Source organism: Cohnella sp. SGD-V74 (assembly GCF_003001675.1).
In the GTDB taxonomy this organism is placed as follows: domain Bacteria; phylum Bacillota; class Bacilli; order Paenibacillales; family Paenibacillaceae; genus Cohnella.
In genome coordinates this window covers 128,792-144,790 of sequence record NZ_PVYW01000003.1, presented here as the reverse complement: position 1 = coordinate 144,790, position 15,999 = coordinate 128,792, and the positions used below count along the sequence as shown (strand labels likewise).

The 15,999-nt window shown below is 53.8% G+C and carries 12 protein-coding genes; 7 read left to right on the top strand and 5 right to left on the bottom strand.

Annotation, left to right across the window (positions count from 1 at the left end; genetic code table 11):
- Positions 1–129 precede the first annotated feature (129 nt).
- From pdhA to lpdA, 4 genes are all read left to right on the top strand, one after another.
- Positions 130–1,233 carry a pyruvate dehydrogenase (acetyl-transferring) E1 component subunit alpha gene (gene pdhA / locus B0G52_RS05570; RefSeq protein ID WP_094042546.1) on the top strand — a complete coding sequence of 368 codons (1,104 nt, stop codon included), beginning with the start codon at positions 130–132 and terminating at the stop codon, positions 1,231–1,233.
- A 64-nt stretch (positions 1,234–1,297) separates the two neighbouring features.
- A complete protein-coding gene (locus tag B0G52_RS05565) occupies positions 1,298–2,275 on the top strand; it encodes an alpha-ketoacid dehydrogenase subunit beta (RefSeq protein ID WP_094042545.1) in 978 nt (325 codons plus the stop codon).
- Between the two features lie 22 nt (positions 2,276–2,297).
- Complete coding sequence (locus B0G52_RS05560) at positions 2,298–3,623, top strand: dihydrolipoamide acetyltransferase family protein (RefSeq protein WP_094042544.1); 1,326 nt, start codon at positions 2,298–2,300, stop codon at positions 3,621–3,623.
- Between the two features lie 3 nt (positions 3,624–3,626).
- The gene (gene lpdA, locus B0G52_RS05555; RefSeq protein WP_094042543.1) at positions 3,627–5,048 is read left to right on the top strand and encodes a dihydrolipoyl dehydrogenase; all 1,422 of its coding nucleotides are present in this window, start codon (positions 3,627–3,629) and stop codon (positions 5,046–5,048) included.
- A 91-nt stretch (positions 5,049–5,139) separates the two neighbouring features.
- Here lpdA and B0G52_RS05550 read toward each other — a convergent pair whose 3' ends face one another.
- The 5 genes from B0G52_RS05550 to B0G52_RS05530 all read right to left on the bottom strand — a co-directional run bounded on the left by B0G52_RS05550 (position 5,140) and on the right by B0G52_RS05530 (position 11,117).
- Complete coding sequence (locus B0G52_RS05550; protein ID WP_094042542.1) at positions 5,140–6,114, bottom strand: acetylxylan esterase; 975 nt, start codon at positions 6,112–6,114, stop codon at positions 5,140–5,142.
- A gap of 40 nt (positions 6,115–6,154) precedes the next feature.
- Positions 6,155–7,042 carry a carbohydrate ABC transporter permease gene (locus tag B0G52_RS05545; protein ID WP_094042541.1) on the bottom strand — a complete coding sequence of 296 codons (888 nt, stop codon included), beginning with the start codon at positions 7,040–7,042 and terminating at the stop codon, positions 6,155–6,157.
- A 15-nt stretch (positions 7,043–7,057) separates the two neighbouring features.
- Positions 7,058–7,993 carry an ABC transporter permease gene (locus B0G52_RS05540; protein ID WP_233162400.1) on the bottom strand — a complete coding sequence of 312 codons (936 nt, stop codon included), beginning with the start codon at positions 7,991–7,993 and terminating at the stop codon, positions 7,058–7,060.
- A gap of 81 nt (positions 7,994–8,074) precedes the next feature.
- Positions 8,075–9,598, bottom strand: coding sequence for an ABC transporter substrate-binding protein (locus B0G52_RS05535; protein ID WP_094042540.1), 1,524 nt, complete (start codon positions 9,596–9,598; stop codon positions 8,075–8,077).
- Between the two features lie 100 nt (positions 9,599–9,698).
- Positions 9,699–11,117 (bottom strand): ABC transporter substrate-binding protein, encoded by a 1,419-nt coding sequence (locus tag B0G52_RS05530; RefSeq protein ID WP_094042539.1) that lies wholly within the window; start codon positions 11,115–11,117, stop codon positions 9,699–9,701.
- Between the two features lie 22 nt (positions 11,118–11,139).
- Between B0G52_RS05530 and B0G52_RS05525 the strand changes: the two genes are divergently transcribed.
- The 3 genes from B0G52_RS05525 to B0G52_RS05515 all read left to right on the top strand — a co-directional run bounded on the left by B0G52_RS05525 (position 11,140) and on the right by B0G52_RS05515 (position 15,949).
- Positions 11,140–13,002: a cache domain-containing sensor histidine kinase gene (locus B0G52_RS05525; RefSeq protein ID WP_143762523.1), complete on the top strand. Its 1,863-nt coding sequence runs from the start codon at positions 11,140–11,142 to the stop codon at positions 13,000–13,002.
- Positions 12,992–14,614, top strand: a complete 1,623-nt coding sequence (locus B0G52_RS05520) for a response regulator (protein ID WP_094042537.1) — start codon at positions 12,992–12,994, stop codon at positions 14,612–14,614. Before B0G52_RS05525 ends, B0G52_RS05520 begins: the two co-directional genes overlap by 11 nt.
- Before the next feature lie 144 nt (positions 14,615–14,758).
- Positions 14,759–15,949, top strand: coding sequence for an NAD(P)-dependent malic enzyme (locus B0G52_RS05515; protein WP_233162442.1), 1,191 nt, complete (start codon positions 14,759–14,761; stop codon positions 15,947–15,949).
- Positions 15,950–15,999 lie beyond the last annotated feature (50 nt).

The window sequence follows — 15,999 nt, the reverse complement described above, 5'->3', positions numbered from 1 at the left end:
CATGAATAGGAGAAAAGCTTTATAAAATAAGGTTTTTACGAGTTTTTCTTTGACCAATTCACTTAAACAGGGATATAATAATTCTATAACAGAAAGCCCTCTTCCACAATCAAAGATGAGGTGAACCCAATGAGCAAAGTATCCACGGAAGCTCCGGAGGTTAAATCCGGCGTTCAACCGCACGTAGTCAAGTCGGAAGATGTCAAGCCGCTTCAAGTATTGTCTCTGGAAGGTGAAGTCATTAATCCGGAGTACATGCCGCAACTGTCCGACGATCAATTAAAAGAAGTCATGTACCGCATGGTGTTTACGCGCACATGGGACGATCGCGCCGTCAACCTGGGCCGCCAAGGGCGTCTGGGCTTCTACGCTCCGGTATCCGGACAGGAAGCAACAATGGTCGGCAGCGAATACGCGCTTACGAAGGAAGATTTCGTCTGCCCGGGCTACCGCGACATGCCGCAGCTCGTATGGCACGGATTGCCGCTCTATCAAGCGTTCCTGTATTCCCGCGGCCACCAGCACGGCGGGCAAATTCCGGAAGGCGTAAACGTTCTGATGCCGCAGATCATTATCGGCGCTCAGATTCTGCACGCGACGGGAATCGGGATGGGCTTCAAGCTGAAGGGCGAGAAACGCGTCGCGATTACGTACACTGGCGACGGCGGCTCCTCCGAAGGCGATTTCTACGAAGGTTTGAACTTCGCCGGCTCCTTCAAGCTGCCGGTTATCTATTTCGTGCAAAACAACGGCTATGCGATTACGACTCCGTACGCGAAGCAGACGGGCGCGCAATCGATCGCGCATAAAGCGCTGGCGGCAGGCATCCGCGGCGTTCAAGTCGACGGAATGGACGTGCTGGCCGTCATCTCCGCCGTGCAAGAGGCGGCTGAAATCGGTCGCAACGGAGGAGGCGCGACGCTGATCGAAGGCCTGACCTACCGTTTCCGTCCTCACTCGATGGCGGACGATGCGACGAAGTACCGCACGAAGGAAGAAGAGCAGGAATGGAACGCGAAAGACCCGATCGTCCGCTTCGGCAAGTTTCTTGCCAAGAAAGGATTGTGGACGGAAGAAGACACGGCCCGCGTGAAGGAAGAAGCGAAAGCCGCCGTGAACGAGCATATCAAGAAGGCGGAGCAAACCGAGAAAATGACGGTAGCCGGCCTGATCGACTCGATGTTCGAACAAACTCCGCCGCATCTCGAAGAGCAGAAGGCGGATTTCCAATAAATCATCGCAACTACTTTGAACGGCCTCAGCCGGCCGTTAACTTAATGACGGGGGAGTAAACAGCATGGCGCAAATGACAATGATTGACGCGATCCGCGATGCGATGCGGGTAGAGCTCGCGCGCGATCCGAGCGTGCTTGTTTTCGGGGAAGACGTCGGCCACGTCGGCGGCGTATTCCGCGCGACGGAAGGGCTGCAGAAGGAATTCGGCGAACAGCGCGTATTCGATACTCCGCTGGCCGAGTCCGCGATCGGCGGACTCGCGGTCGGTCTCGGAGTGCAAGGCTTCCGTCCGATTGCGGAAATTCAATTCGTAGGCTTCATCTATGAGGCGCTGGACCAGATGTTCGTTCAAGCCGCGCGCATGCGTTACCGCTCGGGCGGACGCTACCACTCGCCGATCGTATTCCGCACGCCGTTCGGCGGCGGCGTCAAAGCGGCCGAGCTGCACACGGATTCGCTCGAGGGCCTCGCGATCCAGACTCCGGGCATCAAGGTCATCGTGCCTTCCAACCCATACGATGCGAAGGGCCTGCTCATCTCGGCGATTCGCGACAACGATCCGGTCTTTTTCATGGAGCATCTTAACTTGTACCGCGCGTTCCGCGCCGAAGTGCCGGAAGGCGAATATACGGTGCCGATCGGCAAAGCGAACATCGTTCGCGAGGGCAAAGACATTACGATCATCGCTTACGGCTTGATGGTTCACACGGCTGTCAAGGCCGCGGAAGAGCTGGAGAAGAGCGGCGTATCCGCGGAAGTCATCGACCTGCGCACGCTGCTGCCGCTCGACATCGACACGATCGTCGCTTCGATCCAGAAGACGAACCGCGCCATCGTTGTTCAGGAAGCTCAGAAAACTTCCGGAGCGGCGGCGGAAATTATCGCCCAAATCAACGAAAAAGCGATTCTGCACCTGGAAGCTCCGGTGCTTCGCGTCGCGGGCCCGGATACGGTATATCCGTTCGCGCAGATCGAAGACGTGTGGCTGCCGACTCCGGCGCGCATCGTGAAAACCGCCAATCAAGTGCTGCAGTTCTAATCGGAGACGAGGAGGGTTCCAGGTGACGAGATTCGAATATCGGTTCCCGGAACTCGGCGAAGGGATGCACGAAGGCGAAATCGTCAAAGTGCTCATCGCGCCGGGACAGACGGTAACGGACGAAGATATTATTATGGAAGTTCAGAACGACAAAGCGGTCGTGGAAGTGCCGTGTCCGGTTAACGGCAAAGTGCTCGAAGTGCTGGCCAAAGATGGACAAGTCATGCATATCGGCGAGCTTGTCGCCGTCATCGAAGCGGAAGGCGACGTTCCGGAGCAAGCTCCGGCGGCGGACAGCCATGCCCAACCGGCCGGCGACAACAGCGCGACCGGCGGCGCGGATACGAAGGGTCAGCCTGCGCAGCAGCCGGCAACGGAAGCCGCTGCGGCTCCTGCTCCCGCGGCTGCTGCCCAGCCTGCGTCGAACGCGCTCGTGCTGGCGACGCCCAGCGTGCGCAAGCTGGCTCGCGAGAAGGGCGTAGCGATCGCGGAAGTAGCGGGAAGCGGCAAGAACGGCCGCATTACCCGCGACGACGTGCTGGCTTACGCTTCCGGCGGCGCTCCGAAAGCGGCTGCTGCCGAACCGGCGGCGGAAGCTCCTGCTGCAGCAGCGGCTCCGAAAGTGGCCGCCGCCGTCAGCGGACCGGGCGTCGAAGAGCGCGTGCCGTTCAAGGGCATCCGCAAGGCGATCGCCAATGCGATGGTCAAGTCGGTTTATACGGCTCCTCACGTGACGCTGATGGACGAGATCGACGTATCCGCGCTCGTGGCTCTGCGCACCAAAGCGAAGCCGGTCGCGGAGAAGAAGGGCGTCAAGCTGACGTACCTGCCGTTTATCGTGAAGGCGCTCGTCGCCGCATGCCGCGAATTCCCGGCGATGAACGCGATGATCGACGAAGCGGCCAACGAAATCGTGTACAAGAAGTACTACAACATCGGCATCGCCACGGATACGGACAACGGCTTGCTCGTGCCGGTCGTGTTCGACGCCGACCGCAAGAACATCTGGACGATCGCGAACGAAATCCGCGATCTGGCGACCCGCGGCCGCGACGGCAAGCTGGGCGCCGGCGAGCTGAAAGGCAGCACGATCTCGATCACGAACATCGGCTCCGCCGGAGGCATGTTCTTCACGCCGGTCATCAACTTCCCGGAAGTGGCGATTCTCGGCACGGGACGCATCTCCGAGAAAGCCGTCGTCAAGAACGGCGAAATCGTCGCGGCTCCGGTCATGGCTCTGTCGCTCAGCTTCGATCACCGCATTATCGACGGCGCAACGGCGCAAAACTTCTTAAATTACATCAAGCAGCTGCTTAACGATCCGGAACTGCTTGTTATGGAGGTATAAGACATGGTCGTAGGAGACGCTTCTCTGGATATTGATTTGCTCGTTATCGGTGCGGGCCCCGGCGGATACGTCGCGGCCATCCGCGCCGCTCAATTGGGACAGAAGGTCATCATCGCGGACAAAGGCAAGTTCGGCGGCGTCTGCTTGAACGTCGGCTGTATCCCGTCCAAGGCGCTGATCAACTCGGCGCACCACTACGAAGCGATGCAGCACGCAGCCGACTTCGGCTTGTCCGCGGACAACGTCGGCGTCGACTTCGGCAAAGTGCAAGACTACAAAAACTCCGTCGTCAACAAAATGACGAGCGGCGTGGAAATGCTGCTGAAGGCGAACAAGGTGCAAATGTTCCAAGGCGAGGTTATGTTCATCAACGAGAACGAAGCCCGTCTGTTCAACGATCAGGAAGCGCCGCGCTACCGTTTCAAAAACTGCATCATCGCGACTGGCTCCCGTCCGATCGAGCTGAAGCCGTTCCCGTTCGGCGGACGCATTCTGTCTTCGACAGAAGCGCTGTCGCTGCCTGAGCTGCCGAAGAGCCTTGTCGTTATCGGCGGCGGCTACATCGGCATCGAGCTTGGTCAAATGTACGCGAAGTTCGGCACGAAGGTGACTGTGCTCGAGGGAGCGGACACGATTCTTCCGGGCTTCGACAAGGACATGAGCCAGCTGGTGGTCAAGAAGCTGAAGAAGTCCGGCGTCGAGATCGTCAACGGCGCGCTGGCCAAAGGCGCGGAGCAATCCGACAAGGACGTCACGGTGACGTACGAAGTCGGCGGAGAGCAGAAGACGGTAACGGCCGATTACTTGCTCGTGACCGTAGGACGCCGTCCCAACACGGACGGAGAGCTCGGACTCGATCTGATCGGCGTGAAGGTCGGCGAGCGCGGCCTGATCGAAGTCGACGACCAATGCCGTACGAGCATCCCGCACATCTATGCGATCGGCGACATCGTGCCGGGCGCGGCGCTGGCGCACAAAGCTTCCTACGAAGCGAAAGTGGCCGCGGAAGCGATCGCGGGCTTGCCTTCGAAGGTCGACTACAAGTGCATTCCGGCCGTCGCGTTCTCCGACCCCGAATGCGCAAGCGTCGGCTACACGGAGAAGGAAGCGAAGGAAAAAGGCCATAACGCGAAATCCAGCAAGTTCCCGTTCGGCGGCAACGGCCGCGCGGTGACGCTGGGCGGAGCGGACGGCTTCATGAAGCTCGTTCATGACGCGGATACGGGCCTTGTGCTCGGTGCGCAAATCGCGGGCGTCGAAGCTTCCAACATGATCGCGGAGCTTGGCCTTGCGATCGAGATGGGCGCGACGATCGAGGATATCGCGCTGACAATCCATGCGCACCCGACGCTGGGCGAAATTACGATGGATACGGCGGAACTCGCCATGGGTCACCCGATCCATACGCTTGCGCCTAAATCTTAAGGAAGAGCAATTTCAATAAGAGCAGCATGACTGTCCCCTCCCCGGGGAAGTCATGCTGCTCTTTATTAGTGATTCATCGTCTGGAGGACGCCTAAGGCGTTTTTGCCTGGTTGCGAAAAGTCGCGGTCACAAAATCCATGCCCAGCGAATGCTGATGTTCGCTGACCTCATGTCCGGAAAACGGATAGTCGATCAATTGTTTGGGAGCGTCAAGCCGATTATATAACGCGTAGATCGTTTCGGGCAGACAAATCGCGTCTTTCCAGCCGACAGAGATCATGACAGGGATAGAGATGCGATGAACCAGATTGAGCAAATCGACATGGGCCAATGTTTGGCGGATGGCCGGCAGACGTTCGGGATACCGTTTCAAATAAGCGGCAATTTCGCTTAGAGAGCCTGTGGAATGCATGAGTCCGTATTCGAGATGGCACATATTCGGGATATCTGCGACGCAGACTCCTAGCTGCGGGTGCAAAGCCGCAGTCAGTAGAGCCAGACCGCCTCCCTGGCTCCCGCCAACTGCCGCCAGGTGCGATTTGTCGATCTCCGGTTGTGCTGCCGCAGCGTCGATGGCTCGTACGGCGTCCAGGATGATCGCCTTATAATAGCTCTCGTCAATATGGCAGATACCTTGCGTAACCCAGCCTTTTACCCAACCTTCGCTAAGCGGAAGACAGCTGCCCGTTTGACCGCCTTGTCCGCGGGCGTCAACGGCCAGAACGGCGAAGCCGCGAAGCAGCCAAGGCGCATAGCGGTCGGGCAGTCCGCGATCACCCATGTAGCCTTGATACACAATAACGCACGGCAACGGATTCACCTCCAGTTCCTGGCGAGGAAGCAGCAGCCAGCTGTGGACGGGCGTCTCGTCGAACCCTTGAAAGGTTAGTTTGTCGACACGAACGGTCGAATACGGCGAATTCTGAGTTTCTCTTGACACCAGTAAAGGAATGAGGGACTGCTTCTGCAAAATGCTGTTCCAATATTCGTCAATTTGTTGGATCGATATTGTTCTTTCCGGATTTTGCTGCATAAGCTCTTGCTTGCGTGTTTCGAACCATCCCACTTTATATCTCTCCCGCCTTTTAGCTCAGCTCTACTAATTGTCATCCTTTAACCGCGCCGATCGTAAGACCTTTGACAAAGTATTTTTGCACAAATGGATAGACGAAGACGATCGGTCCGATACCGACAATGGCCATCGCCATGCGGACGGTTTCAGTGGGGATCTTGGAAAGCTCTTGACCGGCGATAGTGGCATCCACCATGCCGGAGGTTAAATACTGAATTTGATTAATGACCTTGTACATCAAATATTGCAGGCTGACCAGATCGTTGTTGCTAATGAACACCATGCTGTTGAACCAATCGTTCCAATAGTTCAACGTTTGGAACAAGCCAATCGTAGCCATGACCGGGAGCGACAGCGGCAAAATGATCCGGCCATAGATGCGAAATTCGCCGGCTCCGTCGATCTTCGCCGATTCGACAAGCGAGTCGGGGATGGTATTCGTAAAGAAAATTCGCATAATGATGATGTTAAATGGGACGATCAGCAGCGGAATAATAAGAGCTGCAAGCGTGTTTTTAAGCCCTGCTGCAGAGTAAGTGAGATACCAAGGCACAAGACCGCCGTTGAACAGCATGGTGAAAAAAACGAAAAAGGAAATCGGATTCCGAAACGGCATGTCGCGACGCGACAGCGGATACGCAAACAAGGAGGTCAGCAACAGACTGATAAAGGTTCCAAGGAGGGTGACGACAATGGACACGGTGTAGCCGCGAACAATTTTGGCGTAATCCTTAAACAGAAATTCATAGGCATACCATGAAAACTGCTCCGGAATAATACGGTAGCCGCTGCGGATAATGGCGTTCTCGTCCGTCAGCGATACCGAAACGACAATCAGAACCGGGAACAGGCAGGCCAGCGTGGCAATTACAAATAGAAGGTTTAACAGCAGATTCGAGCTCCAGGAAATGCGATTGATCATGAATGAGATCTCTCCTCAGAATAATGCGTTTTCTTTGCTGATCTTGCGTACGGTATAGTTGGTCAGATAGACAATGACTAGCCCGACCATCGCTTGGTAAAAACCGGCTGCTGCGGACATGCCGACGTTGCCGTTAAGCAGGAAGGATCGGTATACAAAGGTGTCGATAACGTTGGTTGTCGGATATAGCGGCCCGCTGTTCAGCGGAACCTGATAAAACAAACCGAAGTCGGCGTTGAAGATGCGCCCGATTTGCAGAATAATCATAATAATGATAACCGGCATCATAAGCGGAATGGTAATCTTCATAATTTGTTGCCGCTTGGATGCGCCGTCTATGAGAGCGGCCTCGTAATACTCCGGGTCGATGGCCACAATCGAGGCTAGATAAACGATCATCGTATATCCAACGCCCTTCCACAGATTTACGATGGGTAAAATATAGATCCAGTGCGCGGGTTCGCTGTACCAGGAGACGGGGGAGAGGCCGAGCGGCTCCAAAATGGATTTATTGATAAAACCCGTTCCTCCGCCGAGAAAGGCGTAAGCCAGGTAACTGACCGCGACAAAGGAGAGGAAGTAAGGGAACAGCAGGCTGCTCTGATAAAACTTCGCAAGCCGGCGATTCCGCAGTTCGTTAAGCGCAATGGCCAGCGTGATGGCTGCGACCGTATTAATGATAATAAATGCTCCGTTGTACAGAACGGTATTACGTGTAGCGATCCAGGCTTCTTCGGTCTGGAACAGAAACTTGAAGTTGTTAAAACCGGCCCAGGGACTTCCGTATATGCCGCCGTCAAAGGTATAGGTTTTGAAGGCGACGATGACGCCCGCCATCGGAATATAATTGTTGAAGATCAGGACGGCGGTTGCCGGCAGCAGCATAAGAAACAGGACGCGATATTTGATTGTTCGCTTGTATTGGCGTTGTACGGCGTTCATGATGGACATCGTATGCTCTCCTTTTCTATAAAAGGACCGGGTTCCTGATCTGCATGGAACCCGGTCCGCTTGCGGCAGTGGCGACACCTGCTATCGATTCAGGAATTCGTTGACCTGCTTTTGCTTTTCTTCAAGAATTTTGTTCATACCGGCTTTTCTCATTTTATCGTTGAATTCCTCCAGCAGCTTTGCGGGATCGCCGACACCGGTAAACAGGGCGTCGATATACTGATCGAATAAATTGCTGATCGCAGCCTCTTCGTTCGTAACCGGCTCGGGATTGTAGCTGAACCCGAGCAATACCGAAGGTGTCGCGCTTTCATTGAATTCACGGAACTTCTCCCATTTGAGCGGATCCTCATTGTCCCACAAGTAATTCAGGAATTGGTTGCCGAACATCCAGTTGATACCCGGTACATAACCGCTTTCTTCAAGACCGTCCGGCTTGCTGATTATATTGCCGTTGCGAATGAAATGCGTACCCTCGACGCCGAACACGAGCGTGTTCAAAATTTCGGCATCCGTATGGAGTAAATTGAGCAGCATCATGGCGCGTTCAGGATTTTTTGATGTGCGGGAAATGGCGGTCAGGGCGCCTGTAATGTCTCCGCTCGTCGTATAGGCGTCCGTAAGCTCCAATTGTACAAACTCATGGCCTTGCTGGACGCTAAACTCGACATCCTTGCCCGGCTTCAGCTGCAGTTGTTGAGCGAACACGCGACCGCTCTTGTTGTGAGCCGTTGCGTCTTTTTGCGTTGCGGGATCATCCTGGAAGAAACCTTTTAAATTCCAGGCGCGGAGCATCGTGAGCAGCTCAAGCGTTTCGGGAGATTCGAATTTGTTGAACACCGTTGGTTCTCCGCCTCTGTAGATGGAGCCAGGAATTGCGCTGCTTCCGACAGCCTCGAACGGTTGAAGTCCAGAGAGAGTGCGGCTGGCCCACAGCGGAACGATATCAGGCTCATTGTCCTTGATCGTTTGGAGCCAAGGCTCGATATCCTCCAGCTTGTTGATGGTGCTCAAATCGAATTGATATTTTTCAACAAGAGGTTTACTCAGAACCAGTCCGAATTGCTGCGCAAGCTCCTTCTGGACGGGCACCGCATAGATTTTACCGTCAACCGAGGTCGCATTGAAATATTCAGAGCGCATGCCTTCCTTCAACTCGACCGCATAGTCATCGATCAAATCGTTGAGAGGCAGGAAAGCGCCCTTGGCCACATTGCTGCCAAAGCGATCCCAGCTTGCCGAAAACATCAGGTCGAACGGTTCTCCTCCTGAAACCATCAGGTTAATTTTCTGTGTCCAATCTCCCCAGCTTACGGCGTTGATTTTGACTGTAGCGTTGATCTTGTCCTCCAGCAGCGCATTCAGCCGCGCTTCGACTAGAGCCGCATCCTTTTGTTCGTCGCCTGGGTAGTAGATGCTCAGTTCAACCGGCGGAAGTGGCGTCGGCGTTGCCTCTGTGGCTGCTTCCGGTGTGGTGCCGGAGGGCAGATTGCTGGCAACCTGCGTGCTGTCGTTGCCGTTGCTTTTGCCGGAACAACCGGTAAGGATAAGCGCCGCGCTGACCGCCAGCGCCAGCAGATTGGTAAAGCGTTTCTTCATTTTCATTCCCGTTCATACCCCCGTTAGCTGTAATTGTTGTTCGCTTTCATTATAGAGACCGCTTTCAAGAGGCTGAATAAAATAATCTACAGCAATCTTTAAAATTCTATTTGATTTCGTGAATGGGCTGGAGAGGATCGAATTCGGGATAGATATAGTGCTCCATATTAATAAGGCCGCGATAGATGGCATTTTCGAGCGAACGATTGTATTGCCCGGACAAGCTGTTCAATGCTTCTTCGGGGGCTGTGATGCCCAGCAAGATGTCCCGGTAAGCGCCCATGCGAAGCGAATCGCTTAGATTCGCGAAATTATCGACAGAGCGATTCTCTAAAATGAATTTGGGCTCTTGAGGGTAAGGAGATTCCTGACCTATCGGCTGAAAGGAGCTTAACGCACGATCCGTTTCGGCGTTCATGACGGACATTCGCCGAACGGGAATCGACAGATCTTCCCGGAATAGCTGATCCTGGAAAGCCTCGGTATGCAGCGTTTTCCAGAGATCGACCGCCTCTGTCCTGTATTCGGTATGGTTATGGACGACAAGCGGGGCTTGCAGCGTGAGCATCAGGGCGCCGTTGTCTTTCACAGCGTCGCTATAGACAGGAGGCAGGGCGACGCCAAGCGAGGAATAATCCTCCATGCTTTGTGTCAACGCAAAAAAGTCGCGGTTGGTCATGTACATCATGCCGATATAACCTTCTGCAAATTGTGTCAGAGCTGTATCCATGGAAAGCGAGGTTTCGCCGGGAAACACGCCCCCCTCTTGCTTCATTTCGAGAATGGTTTCGAACCAGGGCAGATAGACGGAGAAATCGTATACGCCGTCCTCATAGCGGTAGTAGTAATGGCCGCTGCGAGTGCTGCCCGCCTCCAGTGCTTGATGGAGCGTCTCGTTCTCTCCTGCGGGAAGGGCAAAGCCATAGATGCGATAACCCTGACCGGCCTGCGAGATTCGGATCGCATAGTCGCGCAGATCTGACAAGGTTTCGGGAGGAGCCTCCGGATTGAGGCCGGCATGCCGAAACAGCTCTTTATTATAGACGAGCCGAAGCGTGGTCAGCTCTGAAGGAAGCGCATAGAAGCGGCTGTTCGTTCGCGTGTAGTCGACCGCCCATCGGGGATATTCGGCAAGCAGGTCCAGCTCGACCCAATCCGAAAGATCAAGCAGCCAGTTTTTATACAGGTAGGTTGCCATCCACCTGGTCGAAGCGTGGAACAGATCCGGTCCTTCGCCGGAGGTCATCAACATATGGAGCAGTTCTTCATATCGATCCGATGGCAGTCGGACGATTTCGACCTTGACGTCCGGGTGCGTTCGCTCGTATTTGCGGATCATGCTTCGCAGCGTATTGGAATGAGCATTCTCCTGCACGGTTATAGTCAGCTTTTTCGCGACGGGTTCAGACGACTCCAAGCCAGAATCGAACGAGGCTCGATTACCGCTTGCACAGCCTGCGATCGTCACAATGACGAACGATACGAAGAGGCATTTCAGAATATTATGACAATAATAGGTTTTCATACGGACAGGGCTCCTTTATAATGTGAGCAAGTTTAGCGCTCATCTTGAAGTGGGGTTGATAAATGTGTTACGAAAAATAGCGCCTTATCTGCTTTTCTATAACGTCAGCCTGAAATTTCGGCTCTTGCTTTATTTTTTATTTTTGGTCATATTGCCGACCTCGGTCATTTCCGTCACGATCTACAACGAATCGATCCGTACAATCAAGGGCAATATTGAGGCCACGCTTCAGAAAAACCTGGTTTCAGCGGAGAGAGCGCTGCTGAACAAAATCGAAGAAATGGAGCAAATCGCGGGTTCCATTTATCTAAATCCCGATATGACGGAGCTGCTGTCCGCCGATCGCCCGCTTGAACAGGTCGGTATTGTGAATGAGCTTGCCAGCCTAAATAAGCTTGTGGGCAGCTACGATTTGCCGGGAGATCAGAGCCGAGAGTTTACATTGCGTCTGTACATGCTCGATCGTCCCGAATATGCGCAATACAATTTTTCGCAATACGTGTCGCCCATCAGTCAAGTGGAGCGTGAGGACTGGTATTACGACTTGCCGCCCAAGCAGAAATATTCGATCGTCGCGCTTTCCCCGGGCGAGATACCAGGAATGACGGAGCATAGCATCGTGCTTGCCAAGCGGCTGTTCGGCCTGCGCAATGCGACGATACCCTACGTCGGTCTGCTGACCGTTCAGGCCGATATAGACGAGTTCACTACCATAATTGCCGAGATGAAGCCCTCTGTCAACAGCGTGATCGCCATTGTGGACGACCGTTACAGGGTAGTGGCCGCCTCCGATGCCGCAATAGCAAACGGCGATATTGTCGGCATTGGCCCTCCCTTTTTTGCGGAACAACAATTACACCTTGATGCTGGCCCGAGGGAGGCTGTGCTGAACGGAGAGGAGTGGCTCGCATCCGCCCGGTCCATCGATTCGCTTGGCTGGACTATTCTATCTCTGTCTCCCGTCAGCGATTTGAATGGCAAGCTGGTCGCGTTTCGACAAGTGATGTACATTGTGCTTGCCGCTTGCATGGTGGTTGCGTTTCTGATCGCGCTGTGGCTGTCGGGAAATATTACGAGTCCAATTCGCAAATTCATCAAAGTGATGGCGTATGCCAGAAGCGGCAATTTCGATATCCAGATCCAATATCATCGCAAGGACGAGTTTACGTATCTGTTCAGCCAATACAATCAGATGATTCGCCGCATAAAGGAACTGATCGACGAGTTGTACGTCTCCGAAGTGCGCAAGAAAGAAGCGGAGCTAAAGGCGCTGCAGGCGCAAATCAATCCCCACTTTTTATACAATACGCTCGATTCAATCAACTGGATTGCTTTAAGACATAAGGTGCCGGATATTAGTAAAATGGTGACGGCGCTGTCGGATTTTTTTCGCTACAGCCTGAGCAAGGGGCAGGATATTATTCCGATTGAGGATGAGTTGCGGCAGGTCGAAAGCTACTTATCGATTCAGCAGATCAGATTTAAGGAGAAGCTGACCTTTACGATCGAGGTTGAGCCGGAGGTTTACGGTTATGCAGCTGTCAAGCTGACCCTGCAGCCGATTGTGGAAAACAGTCTGGTGCATGGCATAGAAAAGAAACGGGGCGTCGGTCATGTCTATATTCACGCACGTCGGTCGGGAGAGTGGATTGAAATTGAAATCAGAGACAACGGAGTCGGCGCGCCTGCGGAACAGTTGAATGCGATGCTGCGCGGGGACAACGGTCGTTCCTACGGTCTGAGCAACGTCAATCAGCGCATCCGTCAAGTGTTCGGCGACGATTCGGGAATCGAGTTCCGCAAGTCTGAGGGCGAAGAAGGCGTAACGGTCATTGTCCGGTTTCTGTGCCGGAACACAGGAGGAGTCACGCACGATGAAGCTTAAAATGATTATTGCCGACGACGAATACAATGTGCGCGAAGGTTTAAAGGATGTCGTGGAGTGGGATAAGCTGGACATTGAGGTTGCGGCCACAGCGGCCGATGGTCCTGAATTGCTGGATCTGTGCACAAGGCTGCAGCCCGACATCGTATTGACCGACATTCGCATGCCGGAGTTGGACGGTCTGCAGGCGGCTGATTATTTGCGAAGCTCGGGCAGTTCGGTCCGCATTGTCATTATTAGCGGGGTACAGGACTTCCATTACGCCAAGACCGCCTTGAATTTAAAGGCAGATGGCTATATTTTGAAGCCGATCAAGGTGGACGAGCTGGAAACGGTGATGCTGGAGGTGGCGGAATCCGTACGGCGGGAGCGTTCGAGGGAAGAAAGGGAGCAGCGGCTGAAGCGGCAGTTGCAGGAAAATTTGCCGGCTTTGCGGGAACGTTTCCTGGCTGGTTTGGCATCGGGCATGTTTCGGGGCGAGGAGGAGCTCGCAAGCAAGCTCCGGTTTTTTGGGCTGAGCGAGTTTGCCGAAAGGAGCGTAATTGCCGCGGCACTGACAATCGACGACTACGAGGAAGCGGTAGAGCGTTTCAGCGAGGAAAACAGACAATTAATCATGTTTTCTGTCAGCAACATTTTGGAGGAAATCGCGCAGCGTCATCGTTCGGTCATCGTATTCAGTCCGCATGAAAATCAATTTGTCGCGTTGTTCTTCCATCAGGATGGCCTGGCTGTCCGGCATATGGACATCCTTAAAGAGATGCTGGACAGCACCTCAACCTATCTGAAAATGTCGCTTTCTGCAGGGGTCGGCAACACCGTCGATCGCATTGTCGATGTGAGATACTCCTGTTTGGAGGCGAAGCTGGCGCTTGACTATCGCTTTTTTACCGGGAATGGCGCCATTTTGCCGATTGGCGATTTTAGCGAGGGTCGCGTACATATCGATTTTTCTCGCATTTATGAACAGCAGAACAAGCTGATTCATAACATGAAGCTTGGCAAGGTCGAGGAAGTGGGCGTTACGATAACAAAAATATTCGAGGAGATAGGGAAGGATTGCAGCTATCCGATCAGCTACGTGCAGAGCGTTGGAGTCGAAATGATCAATATGGCTTCGCGTGCATTCCATGAGATGGGTGAAAATGTGGAGGCCGTATTTCCCGATTTGCCGGAAGTGATCACAGAGCTGTACCGCCAGCATCATATTTCCGATCTTGTCGGGCGAATGCAGGAAATATTCCGAATCGTCACGCAGTTTTTTTTGCGCAAAAACAATCGGAAAAACAGCGGCATTATTAATAAAATCAAAACTATTATCGACCGCAGCTATATGGAAAATGTAACGGTCGGACGTCTGGCTGAAGAGGTTTATTTGTCTCCCAATTATATCAGCCTCATTTTCCGGCAGGAGACGGGAACGACGGTAACGGAATACGTGACCAAGGTGCGGATGGAGGCAGCCAAAGAACTGCTCAAGTCGCCGGATCTGAAGGTGCTGGAGGTGGCAGAGATGATCGGCTACGAAAACGCGACCTATTTCAGCACGGTGTTCAAAAAATATACCGGCATGCACCCGCAAAAATACCGCTCCTTGTTTATCATGGAGTAGTCATATAGATGTTGATAGATTTTTGAAGGTTGCGATAGATATGTTGATGGGGCTCATTATACAATCCCGCTATACTGTGAGTAGCCGGAATGGATGCAAAACGAGATTCGGTGCAGACAGATAATAGGGGAGTGGCAAACAAAAATGAGTGGCAAGGATGGCATGATGTCGGATCGGACCTTTCTCCTTCATCTGGGCGGAAAAATTGAAATGCAGCCCAAAAAGCCGATTCAGAACCGCGACGATCTGTCACGGGTGTATACCCCGGAGGTGGCCAGGGTATGTCAGGCTATTGGCGAGAAGCCTTCCAGCGTGCATGCGCTCACCATCAAACGAAATACGGTTGCCGTTGTGACGGATGGGAGCGCGGTGCTGGGACTTGGCAATATCGGTCCGTATGCTGCATTGCCCGTGATGGAAGGCAAGGCGATGCTGTTCAAGCAATTTGCCGATATCGATGCCTTTCCGATTTGTCTGGATACGCAGGACGTCGAGGAAGTTATACAGACGATTAAACGTATAGCTCCGGTTTTCGGAGGGATTAATTTGGAGGATATAGCGGCGCCTCATTGTTTTGAAATCGAGCAGAGACTGCGCCGGGAGCTGGATATTCCCATCTTTCACGATGACCAGCATGGTACGGCGGTCGTCGTCTATGCCGGCTTGTTGAATGCGCTCAAGCTGACGGGACGACGGCTGCAGGACGCTCGCATCGTCATATGCGGTATCGGCGCCGCCGGAACTGCCTGTACAAAGATGCTGCTTGCGGCAGGAGCGCGGCATATTGTCGGAGTTGACCGATGCGGTATTCTGAGCGGCGATATCGCATACGCCAATCCGGCCTGGACATGGTATGCGGAACATACAAACCGCGAGCGCCGCGCAGGCGGATTAAGCGAGGCATTGGTCGGGGCGGATGTATTCATAGGCGTTTCCGGCGGCAACATTGTCAGCCGAGAGCAGATTTTGACCATGGCCCCGGAACCAATAGTATTTGCCATGGCGAATCCCGAGCCGGAAATACGGCCGGAGCTTGTGGAGGATATCGTCGGCGTCGTCGCTACCGGAAGATCGGATTATCCGAACCAGATCAATAATGTGTTATGTTTTCCCGGCATATTCAGAGGAGCGCTCGACAGTAGAGCCTCCGCCATCAACGAGGCGATGAAGCTGGCCGCAGCCGAGGCGATCGCGGCAACGGTGAGGGCGGATGAATTAAGCCGCATGTATGTGATCCCGAGCGTGTTCAATACGCAAGTGGCCGAGGAGGTAAGCCGAAGAGTCGCCGAAGCGGCGCGGCAAAGCGGGGTTTCCTGTCCCCGGTTCAGAGAATGAGTCGGGACGGGAGCCCAATGTCGCTAAGTTAGGGCTCAGCGTAAACAATC